This is a genomic window from Nocardiopsis exhalans, assembly GCF_024134545.1.
In the GTDB taxonomy this organism is placed as follows: Bacteria; Actinomycetota; Actinomycetes; order Streptosporangiales; family Streptosporangiaceae; genus Nocardiopsis; species Nocardiopsis exhalans.
On sequence record NZ_CP099837.1, the window covers coordinates 1,235,184 to 1,256,395 of the forward strand.

Annotated in this window: 23 protein-coding genes; 15 read left to right on the forward strand and 8 right to left on the reverse strand. The window is 69.4% G+C overall.

Annotated features, from left to right (window positions below; translation table 11 throughout):
* Window positions 1-10 precede the first annotated feature (10 nt).
* The 5 genes from NE857_RS34185 to NE857_RS05610 all read right to left on the reverse strand — a co-directional run bounded on the left by NE857_RS34185 (window position 11) and on the right by NE857_RS05610 (window position 2,056).
* Window positions 11-133, reverse strand: a complete 123-nt coding sequence (locus tag NE857_RS34185; protein WP_017584635.1) for a hypothetical protein — start codon at window positions 131-133, stop codon at window positions 11-13.
* A gap of 197 nt (window positions 134-330) precedes the next feature.
* Complete coding sequence (locus tag NE857_RS05595; protein WP_017584634.1) at window positions 331-801, reverse strand: hypothetical protein; 471 nt, start codon at window positions 799-801, stop codon at window positions 331-333.
* Entirely contained in the window at window positions 801-1,307 is a 507-nt protein-coding gene (locus NE857_RS05600; RefSeq protein ID WP_254420064.1) for a phage tail tube protein, read from the reverse strand. The genes NE857_RS05595 and NE857_RS05600 overlap by 1 nt, the downstream gene beginning before the upstream one ends.
* On the reverse strand, window positions 1,307-1,486 hold the full coding sequence (locus NE857_RS05605; protein WP_254420065.1) for a hypothetical protein: 180 nt from the start codon (window positions 1,484-1,486) through the stop codon (window positions 1,307-1,309). The genes NE857_RS05600 and NE857_RS05605 overlap by 1 nt, the downstream gene beginning before the upstream one ends.
* Window positions 1,487-1,594: 108 nt before the next feature.
* Window positions 1,595-2,056: a hypothetical protein gene (locus NE857_RS05610; protein ID WP_254420066.1), complete on the reverse strand. Its 462-nt coding sequence runs from the start codon at window positions 2,054-2,056 to the stop codon at window positions 1,595-1,597.
* 410 nt (window positions 2,057-2,466) lie between these two features.
* Here NE857_RS05610 and NE857_RS05615 point away from each other — a divergent pair, with 410 nt between their 5' ends.
* The 4 genes from NE857_RS05615 to NE857_RS05630 all read left to right on the forward strand — a co-directional run bounded on the left by NE857_RS05615 (window position 2,467) and on the right by NE857_RS05630 (window position 4,849).
* Complete coding sequence (locus tag NE857_RS05615; RefSeq protein WP_169542754.1) at window positions 2,467-2,610, forward strand: hypothetical protein; 144 nt, start codon at window positions 2,467-2,469, stop codon at window positions 2,608-2,610.
* A 368-nt stretch (window positions 2,611-2,978) separates the two neighbouring features.
* Window positions 2,979-3,722, forward strand: coding sequence for a peptidoglycan recognition protein family protein (locus tag NE857_RS05620; protein WP_254420067.1), 744 nt, complete (start codon window positions 2,979-2,981; stop codon window positions 3,720-3,722).
* An 11-nt stretch (window positions 3,723-3,733) separates the two neighbouring features.
* Window positions 3,734-4,144: a hypothetical protein gene (locus NE857_RS05625; RefSeq protein ID WP_254420068.1), complete on the forward strand. Its 411-nt coding sequence runs from the start codon at window positions 3,734-3,736 to the stop codon at window positions 4,142-4,144.
* Window positions 4,145-4,225: 81 nt separating this feature from the next.
* Complete coding sequence (locus NE857_RS05630) at window positions 4,226-4,849, forward strand: hypothetical protein (RefSeq protein WP_254420069.1); 624 nt, start codon at window positions 4,226-4,228, stop codon at window positions 4,847-4,849.
* A 102-nt stretch (window positions 4,850-4,951) separates the two neighbouring features.
* Here NE857_RS05630 and NE857_RS05635 read toward each other — a convergent pair whose 3' ends face one another.
* Complete coding sequence (locus tag NE857_RS05635) at window positions 4,952-5,515, reverse strand: hypothetical protein (RefSeq protein WP_254420070.1); 564 nt, start codon at window positions 5,513-5,515, stop codon at window positions 4,952-4,954.
* 148 nt (window positions 5,516-5,663) lie between these two features.
* Between NE857_RS05635 and NE857_RS05640 the strand changes: the two genes are divergently transcribed.
* The 10 genes from NE857_RS05640 to NE857_RS05685 all read left to right on the forward strand — a co-directional run bounded on the left by NE857_RS05640 (window position 5,664) and on the right by NE857_RS05685 (window position 17,651).
* Window positions 5,664-8,948, forward strand: a complete 3,285-nt coding sequence (locus NE857_RS05640; protein WP_254420071.1) for a phage tail protein — start codon at window positions 5,664-5,666, stop codon at window positions 8,946-8,948.
* Between the two features lie 2 nt (window positions 8,949-8,950).
* Window positions 8,951-9,829 carry a hypothetical protein gene (locus NE857_RS05645; protein ID WP_254420072.1) on the forward strand — a complete coding sequence of 293 codons (879 nt, stop codon included), beginning with the start codon at window positions 8,951-8,953 and terminating at the stop codon, window positions 9,827-9,829.
* Complete coding sequence (locus NE857_RS05650) at window positions 9,826-12,999, forward strand: hypothetical protein (RefSeq protein ID WP_254420073.1); 3,174 nt, start codon at window positions 9,826-9,828, stop codon at window positions 12,997-12,999. Before NE857_RS05645 ends, NE857_RS05650 begins: the two co-directional genes overlap by 4 nt.
* A complete protein-coding gene (locus NE857_RS05655) occupies window positions 12,996-13,628 on the forward strand; it encodes a hypothetical protein (RefSeq protein ID WP_254420074.1) in 633 nt (210 codons plus the stop codon). The genes NE857_RS05650 and NE857_RS05655 overlap by 4 nt, the downstream gene beginning before the upstream one ends.
* Window positions 13,625-13,876: a hypothetical protein gene (locus NE857_RS05660; protein WP_017583105.1), complete on the forward strand. Its 252-nt coding sequence runs from the start codon at window positions 13,625-13,627 to the stop codon at window positions 13,874-13,876. Before NE857_RS05655 ends, NE857_RS05660 begins: the two co-directional genes overlap by 4 nt.
* Window positions 13,877-13,957: 81 nt before the next feature.
* Window positions 13,958-15,145 carry a collagen-like triple helix repeat-containing protein gene (locus NE857_RS05665; RefSeq protein WP_254420075.1) on the forward strand — a complete coding sequence of 396 codons (1,188 nt, stop codon included), beginning with the start codon at window positions 13,958-13,960 and terminating at the stop codon, window positions 15,143-15,145.
* Window positions 15,145-15,984: a peptidoglycan-binding domain-containing protein gene (locus NE857_RS05670; protein WP_254420076.1), complete on the forward strand. Its 840-nt coding sequence runs from the start codon at window positions 15,145-15,147 to the stop codon at window positions 15,982-15,984. Before NE857_RS05665 ends, NE857_RS05670 begins: the two co-directional genes overlap by 1 nt.
* Window positions 15,985-16,299: 315 nt before the next feature.
* Complete coding sequence (locus tag NE857_RS05675) at window positions 16,300-16,539, forward strand: hypothetical protein (RefSeq protein ID WP_254420077.1); 240 nt, start codon at window positions 16,300-16,302, stop codon at window positions 16,537-16,539.
* A gap of 169 nt (window positions 16,540-16,708) precedes the next feature.
* Complete coding sequence (locus NE857_RS05680) at window positions 16,709-17,164, forward strand: helix-turn-helix domain-containing protein (RefSeq protein ID WP_017583102.1); 456 nt, start codon at window positions 16,709-16,711, stop codon at window positions 17,162-17,164.
* Window positions 17,165-17,468: 304 nt separating this feature from the next.
* Window positions 17,469-17,651, forward strand: a complete 183-nt coding sequence (locus NE857_RS05685) for a hypothetical protein (protein ID WP_254420078.1) — start codon at window positions 17,469-17,471, stop codon at window positions 17,649-17,651.
* On the opposite strand, the gene NE857_RS05690 is transcribed toward NE857_RS05685, so the two are convergent.
* On the reverse strand, window positions 17,627-18,400 hold the full coding sequence (locus NE857_RS05690; protein WP_254420079.1) for a hypothetical protein: 774 nt from the start codon (window positions 18,398-18,400) through the stop codon (window positions 17,627-17,629). The genes NE857_RS05685 and NE857_RS05690 overlap by 25 nt on opposite strands.
* Window positions 18,401-18,817: 417 nt before the next feature.
* On the opposite strand from NE857_RS05690, the gene NE857_RS05695 reads away from it, so the two are divergent.
* Entirely contained in the window at window positions 18,818-19,327 is a 510-nt protein-coding gene (locus NE857_RS05695; protein WP_254420080.1) for a hypothetical protein, read from the forward strand.
* A 79-nt stretch (window positions 19,328-19,406) separates the two neighbouring features.
* Here the strand turns inward: NE857_RS05695 and NE857_RS05700 are convergent, their stop codons facing one another.
* Entirely contained in the window at window positions 19,407-20,873 is a 1,467-nt protein-coding gene (locus tag NE857_RS05700) for an NCS1 family nucleobase:cation symporter-1 (RefSeq protein WP_254421875.1), read from the reverse strand.
* Window positions 20,874-21,212 lie beyond the last annotated feature (339 nt).

A 21,212-nucleotide genomic window follows, 5' to 3' on the forward strand; every position in this document is an offset into this window, starting at 1 on the left:
GGCCTGTGGTTCAGTCCTGAGCGTTGCGTTTCAGGACGATGTGGACCCCCTTCCCGAGTTTGTTGTCCCGGGAGAGCGCCGCCTGGCGCTGTTCGATCTGCTCGCAGCCGGGGCAGCGCTTCAGATCGGCCACGTAGGCGCGCCGGTCCCCGCCCCGTTCCTCGTCCCACTCCTCCCCGCGCGTGCCGCACGAACCGCAGCGCGCCTGTTCGCGCAGGTGGAACCAGATCGCCTTGTCCCGGTCGTCGCTGTCCCAGGACAGGAACTCACTGTGGCGGATCCGGTAGTGGTGGCACAGGGCCAGTTCGATCGCCAGGTCGGGGTCGGCGTCTAGCCTTTTGGGATGTGGCTGGAGGGCGCGCGCACGTTCACGGACTGGGCGAGCAGCATCATCTCCAGCTTCTCGCCGTGGGAGACGTCGTGCTCCAGGAGCTGTTTCCAGTCGTCCTCGTCCATGTCCTCGGCCTCGGCACTGGCGGTGAACAGCGCCAGCGGGAAGGTCTCCGGGTTCCACGCCGAGTCCTTGTCACCCTCGGTGGGAGGGTGGGCGGCGATCAGCGCCTCCAGGTCGCTGGGCGGGATGGCCCGGAAGACGATCTCCTCGTAACACCGGTTCAGGGCCTCCTCGGCCCGGTCGATCCGCTCCTGTGCGGGGGCGGGGTCGGTGTCGTTCTTGGCCGCCCTGCGGTGCGCCTCCCTCGCCTCGCGCAGTTCGCGCTCGGCCTCGGTGGTGTCGTCCACCCTCAGCCGGTAGACGGCGTGCGGCCGCTGGCGGGAGCGGAGCCGGTCACGGAGCCCCATCAGTTCCCCTCCCCGCCACCGCTGGCGGGCAGGGTGATGTTCTCTGCGGGCTCGGAGAGGATCGAGAACTGCACCTCGAGGCGGGCCGCCTCCTCGCCGACGCTGCGCATCTTGCCGACGGAGGCCACCCGGACCGGGTAGACGTCGGCGGGGAGTCCGGACTGGTCGCCGTGGTCCATGATCACCACGTAGCCCTGGGTGTCACGGGGCAGTAGTTCGCGGATGTCCTCGCCCTCGCGGTCGGCGTAGAAGGTGATCGAGGACTCCTCGGCGGTGCTCCGGCCCGGGATGCTGGAGGTGAACCGGGTGGCCAGGTCCGGGGTCTGCACCTGCTCGGAGGTGACCTGCCAGCCGGTGAGCTCGGCGATGTCGGCGGAGACGTCGACGCCCGCGTCCAGCTCGGAGCGGGTCGGAGCGAACTTGTCGGAGATCTCCGGGACGAACACCACGCGGGTGATCGCGGCGTTGAAGAAACGGGTGGACGGGCTCATCGGGGTCGCGGGCATTACTTGCCTTCCTTCTTCTTGGCGGTCTTCGCGGCGGGGGCCTTGCGGGCGGTCGCGGGGGCGGCGAGTTCGGCCTCGGTCACCCAACCGGACCGGCGGTGGATGTGGACCGCGGACTCCGGGACATCGGCGGGGCGCTCGACCTCGGGGTGGTGCATGGTCACCGTCTTCAGGGGCATGTGTTCCTCCTGGAACTGTTTGTTGCCGGGGGTCACGGTTCGACCCCCCTGAGTCACGCGTGGGGCGCGCACGGCACCCACGCGCGGTTCACGGGGGTGGGAGCCGTGTCAGGCGCTGCGCAGGCGGTTCGCCCAGGTGTCGACCTCGACGTCGGCCTCGGCCCCGACCCGGAAGCCGGTGCCGTGCCGGCCCTGCCAGACCGCCAGTTCCGTCAGGCGGGCCCGGGCCACCGCACCGCCCAGGTCGGGGGTGCGGCGCACCGCGGCGTCCGCGCCGTCGACCAGTTCGTAGAGTCTGCGCCGGGCCTGGGCCAGTTCGCCGCCGTCCGCGGTGAGCAGCAGCCGGACGGTCGCGGTCCGCCGGTCCCGCTGACCGGCGAGGTCCGCCGTCTCGCTCACGATCTCCAGGCCCGGTTCCTCCGGGTCCGCCGCGGCACCGACCGCGATGCTGTCGTGCCCGGGCTCCTCGAGTGGCCCGTCCACGACGGTCACCCCGGAGAGCTCGTCGGCTTCGGTCAGTGTGGTCACGAGGGCGTCGATGATCTCCGGGAACTCCTGGTATCCGGTCATGGCCGACCTTTCCTGTGCATGAGAAAAGGCGTGCCGGAGGCACGCCTTGTGGGAGGGGGATGGGGCGGGGGCGGTGGGGCCCGTTCCGCGGGCACAAAAAAAGCCACCGGGATGCGGTGGCAGCTCTTTCGAGTCAACAGAAAATTAGCGTGCGCCCGGGCGGAGCGCAACCCCTCTCGGTGGGTCTCGTGCCGAAACAGGGGGTCCGGGGCGGCTCCTGATCCGCGTCCGCGCAGATCAGGGTGGTCGTGGGGAGGGCGCCAAATACTTCGTGCCAAATCCCCGTGAGGCGGGATACACGCCGCCGATATGCATAGAACACTCATTCGTGACCCATGCGGGTCAACCTTCCAGGCGCCGTATCCGTCATTCATGGGGGCGTCAAGGAGGCGCCAAGAGAGGTGCGGCAGATGCTGGACGGAGACGACGGGGACTGGGAAACACCCTACGAAGAGGGAGAAGAGCTCTACTACGACGATGACGGCGCCTTCGGGGTGGGGCTACCGCCCGCCGTCGACACAGCGGCCCCCGGTTTTCAGGGCCGGGCGTTCTGACACCGAGCTCATCGGCATCGAACTCTCCGACCCGGGGGAGATGACGGCGCAACCGAACAGACCCTCCCCCGGGGTCGTAACTCCCGCTTCAGCCCTTCAGGGATCGGCTGACATCCCACCGTGACCTGGCGCGAGGGCGTCCGCCAGGATTTCCTTCGCCGCGGGGCTTGTGCGGGCGCCTGAGCCTGTGGCACCATCTTCCGCAGCGACACAGCTATGTTCTCAACCCGGCCCAGTGCCGGGTTTTTTCGTTGGCGGACCCCTCCGCCACGTCTCAGCCGGGCCGCGGCCCAGGCTTCTCTTCTTCTTCCTTCCTGATTTCCGTGCGGTGCGCCCCCGGGGCGCCCCGCTCCAGAGGAGTGCCCGAAATGTCACGTCTTGTCAGCCGGTCTGCGTGGGGCGCCCGTGCCCCTCGAAGCCGGACCTCCACCACATGGGCGGCCCGAAGTGGGTTCACCGTCCACTACTCCGCGGGCCCGCCCACCCAGACCCCGCGCCAGATCCAGAACTTCCACATGGACGGCCAGGGCTGGGCGGACGTGGGCTACAACTTCCTGGTCGACCGCCAGGGCAACGTCTACGAGGGCCGCGGCTGGCTCGCCGTGGGCGCGCACGCCGCCCCGCACAACACCTCGCACATCGGGGTGTGCTTCATCGGCCGCGACGGCGACGCCACCCCGGCGGCCAAGGCGGCGATCCGCGGACTGTACGACGAGGCCAACCGGCGCGCGGGCAAAACCCTGTCCCGCAGTTGGCACGGTGGCCTGTCCGGGAACAGCACCTCCTGTCCGGGCGCGGACCTGCGCTCCTGGGTCCGGGCAGGAATGCCCGTCCCCGGCAGCGGTGGGGACGCGTCGCAGACATCCCCGCCCCCGTCGGCGCCGGCCTTCCCCGGTCCGATCCTGATCCAGCCCCCGGTGCGCCACACCGAGACCTGCCGTCGTTGGCAGCAGCGGATGCGTGAGCGCGGGTGGCGGATCACCGTGGACGGTTGGTACGGGCCCGCTTCCGCACGCGTCTGCCGACAGTTCCAGACCGAGAAGGGGTTCTCGGTGGACGGCCGGGTCGGCCCCCAGACCTGGGCGGGGGCCTGGACGGCCCCCGTCACCTGAGAGGAGAAACCGTGCTTTCCGTGCTCTTTCCCGACGTGGAGGACCTGGTCGCCGACTACCTGCGGTCCAGGGTGCCCGACTTCCCCGCCGAGTGGGCGGGAACCCCCGTGTTCACCGATTCCCTGCCGGACCGGGAGGCGGGCGACGACCCGACCCTGACCGTGCGCTGTGAGGAGTCGGGCGGGAACTACCCGATCACGCAGCAGTCACTGCTGCGCGTCTTCGCCTGGGCCGATGACCGGGACGACACCAAGGCCCTGGCCCACCTGGCCCACGCCGCGCTCCTGGAGCACGTCGGCGACGCCGAGATCGTCTCGGTCCGTCAGGTGGAGGGGGTCGTTCCCGGGTTCGATCCGGAGATCCCCGAGCCTCACTCCTCCTTCGCGGTGCTGGTCACCCAGCGCCCGACCGGGGCTGGCTGAGCCGCCCGGTCCCCAGAACCCCCGCGGCCGGATGGCCGCGGGTTGTCAACAATCAGACGATTTCGAGAAGGGTTTCTCAGTATGGGTAACACGGCTAACGCGAGTGTGTGGGCGTACGCGGATGTGTTTATCGCTCCGGTGGGTTCGGAGATTCCGCAGGAGGGGCGTCCGTTCGGTGCGGAGTGGGAGCAGGTGGGTCTGCTCGATGGTGAGGAGGGTTTCACCGAGACGGTGGAGGCTGAGTCGGAGGATCTGTACGCCTGGGGTGGTGTGCTGGTGGCTTCGACGCACAACAACTTCAAGGTGACCCGGAAGTTCCTGCCGTTCGAGGACAACAAGACGGTGTACGACCTGATGTACCCGGGTCATGGTGTGGACTTCGACGGTGAGGGTGGTTACGAGGGGCAGATCCATGTGCCGGATCTGCAGGCGCGGTTCATGATCGCGTTCGAGACGCGGACCGGGGATCTGATCAAGCGGACGGTGTCGGCGAACTACGCGCAGGTGGCTGAGCGTGGTGAGTCGACGGAGAACGCGACCGAGATCGCCAAGCGTGAGATCACGGTGTCGATCTTCCCGACCGATGCTGACGAGGACGGTAAGTCCACTCTCTTCTACACCTACAAGGGCGCCGTACACCCCGGCGGCGATGACAACGGGGACGATAGCGACAACGGCGATGGTGATGGTGACGGCGAGGAGTGATTGATCGGGCCCGTTCACCCTCGGGTCAACGGGCCCTTTTCTCCGCGACTCAGCCGATCAGGTCGCCGGTGCCTACGAGTTCGAACCTCCGGCGAACAACTCTCAGAGGAGAGGCTCGCAACCCCTAATGCCTACCTCGGACTCGTCCCGAACACTGACTCTCTCGATGTCCTCCAGGTCGAAGGCCTTGAGGTTGGCCACCGCGGCGCAGATCTCGTAGGCCACATCGTAGGAGGTCTGCCCGTCCTCCCCGTTGACGTACGGGCTGTTGTCCGGGAGCGAGGTGTTGACCAGGATCTCGCCGGGTTCCCCCTCCTCCCATCCGGTGATCAGGTCCCACCACTCCCGAGGCTCGCGCTCTCCGTCTGCCCCGGGGCCCAGGGTTGTAACGGCCTGCGTCTCGACGTCCTCGACGAGGGAGGTTTCGGGTTCCGGGGCCTCCTCCGTCTCTTCCTCGGCGGGTGCCTCCGGCTCGGGCTCGGGGCTCTGGCTGGCCTCCGCCACGGGGGGCTCCTCCTCCGGAGCCCCGTTGACCAGGGTGTCGACGACCGCTGCGCAGCTCGCCGTGATGAACATCAGCGCGAAGAAGCCTCCGCAGCCGATCCCGACTTTGGCTTTCGTGCTGAGGCTGTTCAGGGAGAAGCCGGGTCTGTTCGGTGGGTTCATGTGGGGGCTTTCCATCGAGAGGGTGACGGCTGCTGGGCCAGCCGCTCTATATGCGTGCCCACCTTATCAAGATTCGATCTGTCTGCCCTGGTTCGGGCCAACCGGTGTCGTTTGCTTTTCAGCTGTGCGAACACAAGGAAGAAGGATAATGACGGAGAAAAAGATAGCCGTCGTGCTCATCACCGACTTGAGCAAGGTCGGTTCGGAAATCGAAAAACAATTGAAGAAAGCGCTCGCTCCCGCGGAGAAGGCAGGAGAGTCGATCGGGAAGAAACTGACCAAGGGCTTCACCAAGCAGACGGTCGCCTTCACTAAGAGCGGGCACGAGATGGCCAAGAACTTTGCCCATGCCACGGGACCCATCGAGCGTGCCATCGCCAACTTCTCCGCGGGATTCTCCGGCACCCAGGTCACTGGTTTGGGGGGCCAGCTCGGCGGTGCTGTCCGTAAGTCGCTCACCGAGGCAGAGAAGGGCCTCGACGGTCTGTCAAAGGCGGTTGACAACACGGCCTTGCGGATCGGTACCGGGCTTGGGCGCGGGATGTTGAGTATGGGCAAGGCCGGATACAAGGCCTTCCAGCATGTGTCCGAGGGGGCTCGTCTTCTGTCCATCGCCGGCCTGGTGGTCTGGCAGACCTATGACGGCCTTCTGCCCCGGCTGAGAGCCGTGGCCAAGTTGGGCGGTCTCGCGTTGCGACCACTCCAGGTCGGGTTCTTGGCAGCGCAGGTGAGGGCGATCAACTTCAGCTACAGCGTGGCGGAGGCCATGGGGGACGGCTTGCGGTCCGTGCGCAAGTGGGGGCAGGAGCTCCCGGGCACCATCAGCAAAGCGTTCCAGGATGGCGTCGCTTCGGTGAAAGCCTTCACCTCGAGCCTCAAGCAGGCCTGGACCGACGCGGGCGGTTTCACCGGGGTCATGAGCGCGCTCGGCCAGAGGATGAAGGACGGGTTCTCCGCCGGGGTGGCCGCGCTGACGAGCCTGCGCACGAACATCGGTCAGGCCTGGAAGGACATCGGTGGGTTCAGAGGCGCGGTCAGCAGCCTGTGGAACGGCCTGCGTACGGGGGCCTCCGCGGCCGCCAACGCCTTCGGCGGGGTCAGGGCCGCGGCCGCCAACGCCTTCAACTTCCTGAAAACCGTCGCCACCAACGGTTTCAACCAGATGTGGCAGAGCGCCGCGAATGCCTCCAAGGGCATCACCAACGTCTTCGCCCAGGCGTTCAAGGGGCTCACCAAGCTGGTTCCCGACCTCAAGTTGGAGAACATCGGCAAGGGCATCGCCGCCGGTTTCGCCCGGCTGGACAGCATGGACATGCTCTCCTCCCGGCTCGAACGCATCACCGGGAGCGGGCAGCAGGCCGCCAAGGTCATCTCCGACCTCGCCCAGAGCGCCTCCCGGTTCAGCTTCGACCAGGCCACGGTGGGTAACTTCGGTGCCCGGCTCCTGGAGGCCGGGGTCAGCGGTCAACGGCTGATCCCGATCCTGGAGACGATCGGTAACGTCGCCGCGCACACCGGAAAGACCACCGCCGCCGGGTTCGACGAGGTCGGCAACGCCTTCCTGGAGATGTCCCGGGCGGGCACCGTCTCCGAGGCACACCTGGAGTCCCTGAGCAAACTCGGGATCAACGCTTTGGACATCCTCGCCAAACAGTCCGGGGAGTCCGCCGCAGAGATGTCACAGCGTATTTCGAATGGCGCGCTCGACTCTGAGAGGGCCATGGAAATGCTGGTGCAAGGCCTTTCCGAGGGGTCCGATTCCCTGGCCGGGTCCATGGACGACCTCAACAACACGGTGGGCGGCTCCTTCCGCAAGCTCAAGGACGCGGCCCTCGCCGCCCTCGGCACGCTCTTCGCGCCCCTCCAGGGGCCGATCAGCAGCGGGGTCGACTGGGTGATCGAGAAGCTGCAACGGCTCCCCGACTTCATGGCCGAGATGTCCGCGCTGTTCGGACCGGCCATGAGCAACCTCGGGGCCATCTTCGGTCCGCTCGCGCAGCAGATCGGCTCGGCCCTGGGCACCGCCCTGGGAGCGGCCCGGGAGGCACTCGCCGCGTTGGCGCCCCACTTCGAGAACTTCACCGCCTTCCTGAGGGACAACAAGGAGATCGTGGCCCTGTTCGCCGCGGCCATCGGTACTTTCGTGGTCGGCCTGGGGCTGGCGACCGGGGCGATCCAGCTCATGACGGTCGCCAACAACCTGCTCCGGGCCTCGTTCCTGGGACACCCCATCGGCATGCTGATCGCCGGTGTCGCCGCTCTGGTGGCGGGCCTGATCTACGCGTACAACAACTTCGAGGGTTTCCGGAACGTCGTGGACGCGGTCTGGGAAGGGCTCATGAGCGCGGTCGAACCCGTGGTCTCTTTCTTCCAGGAGACGGTCTGGCCGCTCCTGGTGGAGGGCTGGAACCGCCTTCTGGAAGCGGCTGAGCCCGTGGTCGAGGCGGTCAAGGAGTTCTTCGCGGGAATGGGAGAGGAAGGCGGCGCCTTCGCGGAGAAGATCACCGAGATCACCGACTGGATCGGTGAGCGCATGACCCAGCTCGCCGACATCTTCCAGGGGGTCCTGGACATCATCGGCGCGCTGTGGAGCGAGCACGGCGACGGGATCATGGCCACCGTCCAGATGTACCTCGGGTTCGTCTCCGCCCTCTGGTCCGGGGTCTGGACGGCCCTCGTTGGTGTCCTCAGCGGGGTCTGGACCATGATCCAGGGCATCATCGAGGGAGCCCTCGGGGTCATCCAGGGGATCATCAACGTCTTCGCGGGTGTCCTGACGGGTGACTGGTCCCGGGCTTGGGAGGGTGTCAAACAGATCTTCTCCGGTGCCGGTACCGCCCTCCTCGGCCTCGTCCAGGGTTTCTGGCAGGCGATCGTCGGTGTTTTCCGAGGCCTGGGGGCCACCCTCATGGGCATCTGGAACAGCATCTGGAACGCGGTCCGCGGACCGGTGTCCAGAGCGGTGACCGTCGTGCTCAACCTGGTCAACGGGCTCAAGAGCAAGCTCTTCAACGCGGGTAAGAACGTGATCCGGGGCCTGATCGACGGCCTCAAGTCCATGATCTCCGCTGTCAGCAACACCATGTCCAACATCGCGCAGACCATTCGGGACAAGCTCCCGTTCAGCCCGGCCAAGGACGGCCCCCTGCGCCGCTACCCCCCGCACCGGGGCGGTCGTAACATCGCCCGCTACCTCGCCGACGGTCTGGCCAGGGAGACCCGTGCGGTGGACCGCGCGGCGCTCGGCCTCGCCGACACCATCCACGCCAGGGTGCCCGCCTCCCTGGAAGTGCGACGGCACGCCGCGAGCACGGGCGGGGCCGCCGCGGCCCAGCCCACCATCCAGGTCGTCAACCACTACCCCCAGGCCGAGCCGACCTCGGCCACCGTCAACCGTTCCCTCCAGTACGCCGCCGCGATCGGAGTGGTGTGACCATGCCCTTCCCCACCTATTCAGTGGACGGGGTCGCCCTGGACTCCCCGGGGTGGCACCTGGCCCCCGGAACCCAGCTGCGACCCCTGCCCGCGGTCCGGTCCGTCGAGGTCCGGCTGCCCGGCCGGGCCGGGGACGTACCCGTCCTGGGCCTGGACCACGAGGCCACCAGCCTCGGTCTGACCCTCAACGTCACTGACCGCGACAACCAGGGGCGCCGGGGCGGTTTCCCCGGGCTCGAACGCAACCTGGAGGCCCTGGCCGGGCTCTTCGGAACCCGGCACCGCCTCCTGGACCTGCGCTACCACGTCGACGCGCGCACCACCCGCCGTGCGGACGCCGAGGTGATCTCCTCGGCCGAACCCGAGGTCGACGTGGCCTCGGCCCGTGCCCGCCTGACCGTGCTCGTCCGGATCCCGGGCGTGTACTGGCGGGGGACGGACCTGTCCACCTGGCAGGCCCGCCTGCTCACCGACCCGCCCGAGGAGGGGACCGTGGTCAGCTGGCTCTCCGGCTCGACCGCGCCGGTCACCGACGCGCGGGTCGAGATCCGCGGCCGGGCCGACCACCCCGCGGTCGTGGACGTCGCCACCGGCGGCGGCTTCACCTGGGCCGGGTCGCTCAGCCCGAACCAGGGGCTGGCGGTGGACTGCGCGGCCATGCGCGCCCACCGCTTCCCGCTGGACTCCCCCGGGGAGCACGAGGACGTCACCGGCCTGGTCAGCGGGATCGGACCGGGCTCGGCCTCCCGATGGCTCCACCTCACCCCGGCGCCGGTGCGTGCAAACCCGCACCAGCGGCACGTCAGGGTCCGCGCGGGCGCGGTGTCCGCTGGTGAGGCGACCGAGATCCGGATCAGCGCGAGGAGGTCATTCCTGTGAACGGTTTCGATATCCGCCTGGTGGCCCTGGCTCCCAACGGGGAGGAGCTGGGGCCGCTGCCGTATCCGAACAGTGTCGAGGTGGGTCAGCCCTACAACGACCTGCCGTCCCTGCGCGTGGACTACTCCGCCCACGCCCCGGGCGCCTCTCACCTGGAGCGGCCCTGCGAGGTGGCCGTCCAGACCTACGATCCCGACACCGGGGAGTGGACCGAGGGGCCCGACTCCCGGTTCCTGCGGGTCAAGCGCTCCGGGGACCTGACAGACCCGACCGGTAACCGCTCCTACCAGATGCCCGGTTACGGGTGGCAGCTGCGTAAGCTCCGCCTCTACCCGTCCGCCACCGGCACGGAGACCGAGGAAGGCAAGCGCGCCTTCGCGGGCGCCACGGTCGGCACGGTCCTGCGCACCTGGATCAACGAGGGGCGCTCCCGGGGCGCCCTGCCCGGCCTGGAGGCCGACTTCGACACCCAAGTGGACTCCGCGGGCCGGGAGTGGGACACCGCCCTGACCCTCGACTACGAACTCGGCACCGACCTGCTCTCCGTCCTGGAGGGCATGGCCGAACAGGGGGTGTGCGACTGGCGGTTCGAGGGGCGGACGCTGCGGGTGTTCGCCCCCGACACCGTGATGGCCCGCGACCTGGCCTCGGGGCCGGCCCCGGTCGACCTCAGGCTGGGCCGCGACATCACCGAGGCCCCCACCGACGCCAGCCTGGAGGACCTGGTCTCCCACCTGTTCGTGGCGGGGGACGAGGGCTTCCGGCTGGAGGTGGACAACCCCGGGGCGCAGATGCCCTGGGGGCGCTGGGAGGACTACCTCACCCAGGGCGGGGTCAGCGACGAGGGCACGGCACGGCTGCTCGCCGGAGCCGCCCTCCAGCGCGGGGCCCGGGAACGGGTCCAGATCACCCGGGGGCTGATGCCGCGGGTCGCACGCTGGCTGCCCTGGCGGGACTACCGCCCCGGCGACCTGATCCTGGCCCCGGACGGGGAGGGGCACATGGCGTCGCTGCGGTTGCGCCAGATCACCCTGTCCCGCGACCAGGACGGGGCGGTCACCGGAAACCTGGTCCTCAACGACCGCTTTCTGGAGGCCGAGATCCGCCGTGCCAGGCGCACCACCGCCCTGACCGGCGGCAGCGTGGGCAACGGCGGCAGCGGGGCGCAGCCCGCTCCGGAGGGCCCGGACACCCGGCGCCCCGTTGCTCCCCAGGGGTTGGCCGTGCACAGCGACGCCTACCTGGACGCCGACGGCGCGGCCCAGGGGTACGCCGGGCTCACCTGGTCGCCGGTGGACACCGCCACAGACGGCGGTGCCATCGACATGGGCGCCTACCAGGTGTACGGGCGTCGCAACGCCACCGGCGAGGTGTGGCGCCGCCTGGTGTCGGTGGACCACCCCGACACCGCGATCGGCCTCTCACCCCTGCCGGTCGGCCAGGAATGGGCCTTCAAGGTCCGGGCGGTGTCCTCCCGCAACGGGCTGGCCGGACCGTTCGGACCGCAGGAGGTGGTGACGCTGGCCAGTGACACGGAGGCGCCGCCGGTGCCCTCCGCCCCGCTGCTGTCCACCCGCCTGGGGGTGATCAGCGCAGAGTGGGACGGCGCCGGAGCCGGGGGAGAACCCATGCCTGCCGACTTCCGGCACGCCCGCCTGTGGATGCGCGGCGACCAGGGCTGGGAGCACCGGTTCGACTACCACGGGCCGCCCCGGGAGCCGTGGACGGTCGAACACGGCACCCTCGCGGTCACGGACGAGGGGCTCGCCCTGAACGGATCGGCCACCCTGGTCCGCGACCTGGGCGGCCTCGACCAGACGCTGGAGCTGGTGGCGCGCCGGGTCGACGAGGACCGGGGCACCCTGTGGCTGGCACCGCGTGCGGGCCAGGCCCCGGAACGGGGGAGCCACTACACCCCCGAGGTCCCGGTCGACCTCTACGAGGTACCCCTGGGGCAGAACGTCGTCGTACGGATCCAGACCCAGGGCACCCGGGTCCGGGCGTGGCTGGACGGGACCCTCGTCCACGATGCCCCGCTCACCTGGGGACAGCGGTTCGGCACCCGCTTCGCCGTCGAGGGCACCGGGGTCGTCCTGCGTGAGGCGCGCGTCCCCGCCACGGACACCTGGGAGCCGATCGCGCTCCTGGAGGGGCCCACCACGATCACCGTGGCCGGACAGCCCTACAACACGCCCCGCTGGTTCCGCCTCACCGCCGTCGACCGCTCGGGCAACGAGTCCGACCCGAGCGCGGAGGAGGTCACCCGGACCGAACCCCTGGTCGACGTCGACCTCCACCCGGGCACCGTCAAGGCCGCCCACATCCAGGCCAACGCGGTGACGGCGGACAAGATCGACGCCGGCGCGGTCGAGGCCGGGCACATCCGGGCCGGGGCCGTCGAGAGCAGGCACATCACCGCCGACGCGATCAACGGCAAGACGATCACCGGTGCCGTGGTGCGGTCCTCGGCCGGGCCGGGCCCCCGCTGGCAGGCGGACGGCAACGGGATCCGCTTCTGGAACCAGAACAACCAGCTGACGTTCAACGCCAGAACGGCGACGGGCAGCGTCCTGGCCACGGGTCGGTTCCAGACCGCCAGCAGCGGGAACCGGGTGTGGATCGACGGCAACCTCCGGGGCCGTCCGCGGATGGAACTGCACACGGGCGACAGCAGCCAGGCGCAGCCGAACGTCTTCGCCATGGGCCAGCAGTCGGACGGGTTCCCCACAGGTTCCCTGGTGGTGAGCGGCCGTGAGACGACGGTCAACAGCACCGGCCGCGCCGACCTGGTCCTGGAGCACGGCGGCGATTTCAAGCTGATCCAGAACCACGGACCCAACAGCCAGGTGGGGATGCACAAGGCGGGTCGGACGCTGAGGTTCCGAGGTGCCCTGCCCAGCGGGATGTTCGGCGGCACCAACACCTTCATGGCCCGTGGCTTCAACCCCCAGGGGGAGAGCTGGACGTGGTGGCAGTGGTCCTGGGGGACGCCGATCCCCTCGGGCCGGTCCGCCATCCCCTTCGTCCAGCTCCGCTCCGGCAACCCCGAAGGCATGTCCGTCTCCGTCAGCGGGGCGAACTCAACCGGATTCAGGATCGAAAAACGCCCGTCGGGAGCTCAGCACTACTACCTGTGGGCTGTTCTCAAGGAAGGAGGGCACGGCGAATGACGGCTGTGCGCATGTATTACCGGGACGACGACCGGGTGGACATCGTCGAGGGGGAGCGGATCAGGTCGGTGCCGCTGGAGGCGGTGGCGACACGGCTGGAGCTCCTGGGCTACACCGACCCGGCCGACGGTCTGGCCGCCTGCCTGGCCGAAATGGATCAGGTCGAGGACGACGACTCGCACCCCTACGACCAGGTCTACGAGACCTATCTGCCGTATCTGAGACGGGAACGGGGCTACCGCGACGTCGAGGAGCCCGAATCCGCCGCCGCGCAGGGCGGTCCGGGCCGGACGGGGGCGCTCTCCGCTGGCCCGAGCGCTGACGGGCAGTTCTCCGCCGGGTCCGGTGCCGCCGCGGAGTCCCCTCTGGCCGCGGCGCTGGATGAGGCCCGCCGCAGGGCGCGCACGCAGCTGGGTGCCCCCGAACCGGGAGCGGGCCGGTCCGCGGCCGCCACCGTGAGCGGCATCTCGGCGGTGAGCCGATCCGGCACGGCCTCCCCGTCCGCTGAGGAGACCGCGTCCCATCAGGAGGTCCTGACCCGGCTCCGGAACGAACCCCTGATCGCCGAACTCCGCGCGGAGTTCAGGGACCAGCTCGTTCCACCGATGGAACCCCGGGGGAGCGCTTGACGTCCCCCGCACCCGAGCACAACCCCTTCTCCTCCGTGGTCACCGCGCGTGACGTCTACGACGCGACCCGCGAGACCCAGGCCGACGTACGCAACGCCCTGACCCGGCTGACGGCTCTGGAGCGGGAACACGCCGAGTTCAGACACCGGCTCACCGCCCTGGAGCGCTGGCGCTACGCACTCCCGATCACCGGGATAAGCGCCGCCCTGGCCGCCTTGGGCGCGGTCCTCACCGCCCTGATCGGTTGACCTCTCCGGGTCCCGTCCGCACCGCGGCCGGGACCCGGCCGCCGTCCGACCCGTTTTCTCTTCTCTCCGAAGGAGCCGACCTTGCCTGTCCCCCTGTCCAACCTGCCCGACGACTTCCACCGGGTCCGTGTCCGCGGCCGCTGGGCGCTGCTCCGCGGCGAGCACGCCCAGGGCATGGTGACCTTCCGGCCCAGCGTCGAATGGCTCATCTCCCCCGAACACGACCTGATCATCATGGGTGTCGACCTGGTCGAACCCATCAACGGTCAGGGCGAGGTGGACCTCGAACTACCGGCCACCGACGACCCCGGCCTGGTCGGCACCCCCTTCCACTACGACGTGGTGGTGGAGATCCCCGGGCTGGAGCCCTACGAGTTCTCCCTCGTGGTTCCGCACGACGCGGAGGAGGTGGACCTGTCGGCGGTGGTCCCGCCCGGTCCCGAACACCCCGATCCACCCGAGCCCTACGTCCTCAGCGTGAACGGGGAGACCGGCCACGTGTACGTTCCCGAGGGGCCGCCCGGCGAACGGGGACACCAGGGTGAGCCGGGGCCGGAGGGCGAGCAGGGCCCCGAGGGCGAACGCGGCCCCCGGGGCGAGACCGGGGAACGCGGCCCGGTCGGCCCCGGCCTGTCCGCGCGGGGCGAGCTCGAGAGCACCGACGACCTGCCCGAGGAGGGCGAACGCCTGGGCGACGCCTACCTGGTCGACGGGGTCCTGCACGTCTGGAACGGCGACGCCTGGCAGGACATGGGTCCGCTGCGCGGCGCCGACGGCCGTGACGTCCACCTGCGCCTGTCCCAGAACGCCCTCCAGTGGCGTCACACCGGGCAGGAGTGGGCTGACCTGGTGGAGCTGGCCGACATCACCGGACCGGCCGGCAGCGACGGTACCGACGGCGGGACCGGTCCGCGCGGCCCGCGCGGAGACCGTGGACAGGCCGGGGACTCGGCCTGGACCTGGTCGGCGCCGCACGGGGGCGCCACCCCGCCGCAGGCCGTGCCGCACCGCCACTACAACACCCTGGGGGAGGAGCGCGAGCTGGTCTCCCTGCACGCCGCCGTGGGTACCACCGGCAACGCCGACATCGTGGTGGCCCTGGACCGGAGCGGCACGCAGGTCGGTGTCGCCACGATCCCGGGTGGCGGACACACGTCCCCGGTGGTGGGGTTGGAGGAAACGCTGGGAGCCGGGGCGTACCTGGAGGCCCGTGTGGTGCAGGGCGACGCCAGCGCCCGTGCGCTCACGGTGGAAGCGCGGGTGCTCTGATGCCGACCTCGGCCTTCAACACCTGTGGCGGAGCCCCGGGCCACCTGGTCACCGCGGGGGGAGGCAACCCCCACGGGGACGCCTGGCAGTCGGTCGAGGGTCATGTGGCCTACGACGAGCGACCGGACCAGCCCTGGCCCGCGATCCGCCTGGGCTCGCCCGTATCCGGTCCCTCCTCGGTCGAGTTGCCGGCGGCGGGGGTGAGCACGGTGTCGGTCTACCTGTGGGTGCCCGCCGGGGGTCGCTGCGAGCTCTCCCTGCTGGGTGCGAGCGGTGCGGCCCCGGTCATCGAGTGGGACACCGGCGCTCTGCGGCTCGGCGGACAGGAGTTGCCGGAGGCGGAGGGAGCTCAGGCCCGGAACCGTCTGGTTCGGGCCCAGATCAGGGTGCGCTCCGGGGGGACGGACTACCGGCTCAACCACCGTAACCCCGAACTGACCGCCCCCGACCTGGAGGTCGAGGGCCCGGCCACGGGCACGGGCGAGGGGGTGGCGGTCGCCGTGCCCGCGGGGCACACGGCGTGGATGATCCAGCTCAGGGCGGGCTCCGGGCCCTGGTTGGGGAGCGCGATCCTGCGGCACGGTTCGGAGTTCGCCCGTGAGGTGACCCTGCTCCAGGAGGACCTCATCGCCGCCGGGTACGAGCTGCCGCAGTTCGGTGCCGACGGTGACTACGGCAATGAGACGGTCGGCGCCGTCATGGCCTTTCAGGAAGACCACGACCTGTTGATAGACGGTTCCGTCGGGCAGGAGAGCCGTGGCGTGCTGAACGCGCTGCTCAACACGGACCGGTACACGACCGCGGACGGGCACACGGGGTGGGGGATCCCGTTGGGCTGACAGGGACGGGTGTGCGCGGAAGAACTTCCGCGCACACCCGTTTTCGGCGCGCGAATTGTGTCATCGGCCTCAGTCGAGGACAAGGGGGGTGCTGGTTTACCCCGTCGGATGGCCGCATCCGGCCACCTTGACCCGTGGGGAAGAAGTCCCAGGTGCGACGGGGTTTCATCTTTCAAACTTATCGAACGTGAGTTCGAAGAAGCCGCTGTTTTCCCTCGGCCTCTTGCGATCTGCTCGTGTTCGATGATCATCTGTGGACGTTTGGTGTGAGAGTCGTGGAGCGAGGTACGAATTCTGATGGCTGTGGGCCGGGGCGTGACTAATGGGGGCCAGGTGGTCTTCCAGGCCTGTGCTCCTGAGGAGCTGCCGGGGGCGGTGGCCACTGTGGCCGGGGTTGCCGGGCTGGTCGTTCTCGTTCGTGAGGGGGCGCCCGTAGACGAGGTGATGGCCGACGCCCGACTCCTGTTGGGCGAGGAGCGGCTGGTCGCCCTTCGCGGGTGGCTCGACGGGTTCAGGGCGGGGGCGGTCAAGCGGGGCGAGTGTTCGAAGTCATAGAACGCAAACTTTGGCAAAGTTGTAGTCATTGGGGTCGATCGGTGGTTCTTCGATCTTCCCTAGCCATCGGAATTTGGTTGATGTTTTCCGGCCTTTTTCGGGGGTCCTCAATGGGGTAATTTTGCCAAACTATGCATCAATTGGGCCAAGTTTCGCTTATGGTTGGGGTATGTCGAAGGAAACCCCACTCACCGATCTTCACTACGACCTTCTCGACCGTGCCATGGACGAGCGGCGGCTGGCCCTGGGTATGCGATGGCGCGACCTCGCTGACAGGACGGGCCTTTCCGGGCAGGCGCTGCGCGACATCAGGCGAGGGCGCAGCGTGCCCCGGGACCTCACCGCTCGCAACCTGGAAGACGCCCTCGGCTGGGATCGCGGCTCCATCCAGCGTGTGCTCCAGGGTGACGAGCCCGAGGTGGTGGCCGCATCGCCCCCTTCGGGAGCGGCGGACGGACTCACCTGGTGGGCCGACGGGGACGCGACGTGTTACGAACTCACGCGGACCATCGGCGGCAACCCCTTCTCCGCGCGTCTGGTGGTGCGGGACGGCCGGTCCCGGGAACAGGTGGAGAAAGAGCTGCGCAAGGTGGTGGAACTGGCACGGATCCAGCTGGAGAACTGACCCCCGTGACTCGGTGCCAATGGGGTCCACCCTGCTTGGTGCTCGGATTCGGCCACCGGGACTCGGTTCCGGATCGTCCCAGGTGTGCCGGGGACCGAGTGGTGATTCGGGCGGAAAACTGAACGGTTCGCCGATGGTTGTGGGCTTGTCCCTTGCGGATTGTCTCTGCCCGATGGTCATCTATGAGCATTTGGTCAAGCGAATGAAGAACGGGGGACGGGTCCTGATGGCCGTGGGTCAGGGTGTCACTGATGAGGCACGGGTGGTTTTCCGTGCCTGTACTCCGGAGGAGCTTCCGGGGGTCGTGGCCACCTTGTCGAGCACCTCCGAGACGGTGGTCCTGGTGCGTGAGGGTGTTCCGGCACCCCTGGTTCTGGCCGACGCCGAACTGCTGCTCGGCGCGGAGGCCGTCGCGGCGCTCCGGGGATGGCTGTCGTCCGCGCCTTCTGGGCATGACGGCGCTCAGGCGGCCGGGGAGTCCAGGTAGGCGTTCAGGACGTCGCCCAGCGAGTACAGCGGCCGGTTGGCCGACCCGCGCTGCTTCACGGTGATCCTGCCCCGGCGGGCGTAACCGCGTACGGCCGCGGCGCTCACGTCGTGACCGAGCACGCGCAGGGAGCGGGCGCCCTCGGCGGCGGTGACGAGCCGGTCCCCGGCGGCGCGCAGCAGGCGTTCACGGCCTTCGGCGACCGTGATCTCGGTCCCGCAGTCACGGCAGCGGGTGCGGTCGGCCCCGGCGCGGGCGTAGCAGGGTGTGCCGCAGCCCTCGCACACACCGGCCAGGACGCGTTCCGTGGGCAGGTCCACGGAACGCTCCGCCTGGGCCACCGCGGAGACGATCTCGTCGACGCACTCCGCGCCGATGTCGGAGCGGCGCAGCCACTCGACGAAGCGGGCCAGCCACCGGGCCATGGGCGCGAGATCGTCCTGGGGGAGTTTGCCGCCGATCTCCTCGTGCAGGAGTCGGCACCAGGTGGAGAGCGTGTTGCGCAGGACCGAGGCCGCCTCGGACGCCCGGGGGTCATAGGCCAGCGGGGTCTCGGTTGAGCGGCGCCCCAGGTTTCCCGGTCCGGTGCGGTGCTGTCGGGCCAGCGTCAGGTCCAGGTCGACGGCCAGGCCGTCCTCGTCACCGACCTTGAGCAGGGCCAGGCGCAACTCGTTGGCGCAGCCGGCGCACACGTGGGCGTCGTCAGCGATCGGGTTGGCGCAGGAGGGGACGTCACAGGGGATGAGCACGGATCTCCGTTCACAGGCGAGCAGGCAAGTAAGAGCAAGTTAGCCAAACTTTGCAAAAGTTGCAAGGGTGATCGGAGCGTGAGGGCTGCGCTGATCATCTTTGTCTTTGGGGTTTTTGCGCGTTTTAGCTGCTCTCCCTGGCTCTGAGGTCAAGCAAGTTGTGCAAACTTGGTGCCAGTTTTGTGGTGCGTGTCTCGCCGGCGGCGCGGGCGTGCGACCTGTGATTCACGTGTGGCGCACGTGCGCTGGTGCGGCCGAGCGGCCGCATGTGGTCACCGGTGCGGTTTCGGACTCCCGGGGGCAACCGGGCCGGGTGCATCGGCGTCTTGGGGGTGTCAGTGGAAGCACGGATCGTGGCTCTTCCCGGTCCCGGTGCCACCCGTTGCTCCGCACACCCCCATCAGCAAGGAAAACCGCATGTCCGATTCCCCCACCCCCTCCGGTTTCGCGGGCAGGCCCGTCACCGCCCCCGGGGCCGGTCGGCCCGAGCCCTCCGCCGCGCCGCTCACGTATCTGGTCTGGGCGGTGGTGATCATCGGCCTGATCACCACTGTCGCCGCGCTCGTCGCCTACAACGACGTCCACACCACCAGCTCCCTGCGGATCTCGAGCGAGATGAAGGAGGTCCAGTTGGCGCTGTTGCGGGAAATCATCGGTTGGTGGGTGCTGTTCACCGCGGCCTACGCCAGTCTGGGGGTCCGTCTCGTCCGGCTGGGCACCACCACCCGTCCGGGGGAGCCGCGTGCTCTCTACTGGACGCTGGTCGCCGTGGCCGGTTTCCACGTGGTGGTCTCCGGTTGGCTGCTCAACGGCGCCTGGGGCAACTGGATGGACGTGGTGTCCTTCCTGCTGCCCGCCCTGGTCCTCGGTGTCCTGGCCTCGGGCGGAACTCGGGCAGCGCTGCTCGGGTCGGCGGACCGGAGCTGATCCCGGTCGGAGACCGGTAGACGAAGGGCGCCGCGCGACCGACTCCGTCGCGCGGCGCCCCGACGGAGCGCGGATCCGGTCAGACGGTGGGCTCGCCCTCCCGGCCGACGGCTTCCCGCTCAGCCGCATCTCTCTCGATCGCCCGCATCCGGCGGTCCGGCAGGAACCGGCCCAGCGCCCAGTGCACGGTGAACGCGGCGACCAGGCCGATGACCCAGCCGTAGGAGGCCAGCGGACCGGCCACGGACAGCGCCGCGCCGGTACCGAAGGCGACCAGGGCGCGCCAGTTCCAGCCGCCCGAGTACCAGTACTCGCCCTCCCGGCTGAACAGGGCGGGCAGGTTGATCCGGGTGCGGCGCAGCAGCCAGTAGTCGGCCAGCAGGATGCCCGCCACGGCGCCGAGGATGCCGCCGACGGTGCCCAGCCACACGAAGATGTAGGTGTTCTCGTCCTCCAGGAGCTTCCACGGGAAGATCATGACCCCGAGGAAGGAGGTGATGAGCGCGCCGGTGCGGAAGCTGATCCACTTCGGCTTGAGGTTGGCCAGGTCGTAGGCGGGACCGACCAGGTTGGCCGCCACGTTGGTGGACACCGTCGCCAGCAGCACCACGAAGATCGCGAACAGCAGACCGATGCCGGACTCCATCTCGTTCACCACGTAGATCGGGTTCCAGATCGGCTCCTCGTAGACCGCCGCGGTACCCGCGGTCACCATCACCGCGATCAGGGAGAACAGCGTCATGGTCGTGGGCAGGCCCAGGGACTGGCCCAGCACCTGCGCCCGCTGGGTGCCGGCGAAGCGGGTGAAGTCGCTGATGTTGAGGGTCAGCGTCGCCCAGTAGCCGATCACGCCCATCAGGGACGGGAAGAACAGCGCCCAGAAGGCCGGGCCCCAGTCCAGGGGCTGGTCGGAGGCGAGCATGGGGCCGAAGCCGCCCGCCTCCACCGCCATCCACACCAGCAGGGCGATACCGCCGATGAGCATCAGCGGAGCGGCCCACACCTGGACCTTGCGCACACCCTCCATGCCCCACAGGATGATCGCCACCTGGATCAGCCAGAACAGGGCGAAGGACAGCCACAGCGTCCACGGGTTCCCGCCGACCTGCCCGGCGTTGATCCACCCCTCCCCGAACAGACGGCCGACCAGGATATACACGCCCTGGCCGCCGATCCACGTCTGGATGCCGAACCACCCGCAGGCGACCGCGCCGCGCAGCAGGGCGGGCAGGTTGGCGCCGCGCAGGCCGAAGGACGACCGCGCGAACACCGGGAACGGGATGCCGTACTTGGCGCCCGCGTGGCCGGTCAGCACCATCGGCACCAGCACGATGAGGTTTCCCAGAACGACCGCGAGCATGGCCTGGCGCCAGTCCAGCCCGGCCGCGATCAGGCCGCTGGCCAGCGTCCACGCGGGGATGCTGACCGACATGCTCACCCACAGGGCGGAGAAGCTGCCGGTGCCCCAGGTCCGCTTGGACATGGGCACGGGCTGGAGGTCGTCGTTGACGAACGGGCTCTCGGGCAGTGTGGTGCCCTCGGGCATCGACACCCGGCCGTCGGGGTGGACGACCTGCGAAGTCGACGCGGGTACGGATGCGGGCGGCTCGGGTCTGGACGGCTCGGGTTCGGACGGCACTGTGGGCAAGGGACACCTGTTTCGGTGGTGCTGACGGGGAGGGGCGTGCGCGGGCGCGGCACCGGGCCCGCGCGGCGAAACCTGAAGGTGAGACTTGTGGCGAAACCCGAAAAGTCCGGAACGGCTTCAGGCCATCGAATATCTTCGCACGTCATCCGAGGTGCGCGGACTCCACGCGGTACGGGCCGCGCGGTCGGTCCCGATCGGGGCCGGGACCGGCCGCGCGGACTCCGCTTCGACGCTGGT

Coding starts and splice junctions, on each gene's coding strand:
- NE857_RS05595 (WP_017584634.1), bottom strand. CDS start 801: ATGGGGCTCCGTGACCGGCTCCGCTCCCGCCAGCGGCCGCACGCCGTC.
- NE857_RS05600 (WP_254420064.1), bottom strand. CDS start 1,307: ATGCCCGCGACCCCGATGAGCCCGTCCACCCGTTTCTTCAACGCCGCG.
- NE857_RS05605 (WP_254420065.1), bottom strand. CDS start 1,486: ATGCCCCTGAAGACGGTGACCATGCACCACCCCGAGGTCGAGCGCCCC.
- NE857_RS05610 (WP_254420066.1), bottom strand. CDS start 2,056: ATGACCGGATACCAGGAGTTCCCGGAGATCATCGACGCCCTCGTGACC.
- NE857_RS05615 (WP_169542754.1), top strand. CDS start 2,467: ATGCTGGACGGAGACGACGGGGACTGGGAAACACCCTACGAAGAGGGA.
- NE857_RS05620 (WP_254420067.1), top strand. CDS start 2,979: ATGTCACGTCTTGTCAGCCGGTCTGCGTGGGGCGCCCGTGCCCCTCGA.
- NE857_RS05630 (WP_254420069.1), top strand. CDS start 4,226: ATGGGTAACACGGCTAACGCGAGTGTGTGGGCGTACGCGGATGTGTTT.
- NE857_RS05635 (WP_254420070.1), bottom strand. CDS start 5,515: ATGAACCCACCGAACAGACCCGGCTTCTCCCTGAACAGCCTCAGCACG.
- NE857_RS05640 (WP_254420071.1), top strand. CDS start 5,664: ATGACGGAGAAAAAGATAGCCGTCGTGCTCATCACCGACTTGAGCAAG.
- NE857_RS05645 (WP_254420072.1), top strand. CDS start 8,951: ATGCCCTTCCCCACCTATTCAGTGGACGGGGTCGCCCTGGACTCCCCG.
- NE857_RS05655 (WP_254420074.1), top strand. CDS start 12,996: ATGACGGCTGTGCGCATGTATTACCGGGACGACGACCGGGTGGACATC.
- NE857_RS05670 (WP_254420076.1), top strand. CDS start 15,145: ATGCCGACCTCGGCCTTCAACACCTGTGGCGGAGCCCCGGGCCACCTG.
- NE857_RS05680 (WP_017583102.1), top strand. CDS start 16,709: ATGTCGAAGGAAACCCCACTCACCGATCTTCACTACGACCTTCTCGAC.
- NE857_RS05695 (WP_254420080.1), top strand. CDS start 18,818: ATGTCCGATTCCCCCACCCCCTCCGGTTTCGCGGGCAGGCCCGTCACC.
- NE857_RS05700 (WP_254421875.1), bottom strand. CDS start 20,873: ATGCCCGAGGGCACCACACTGCCCGAGAGCCCGTTCGTCAACGACGAC.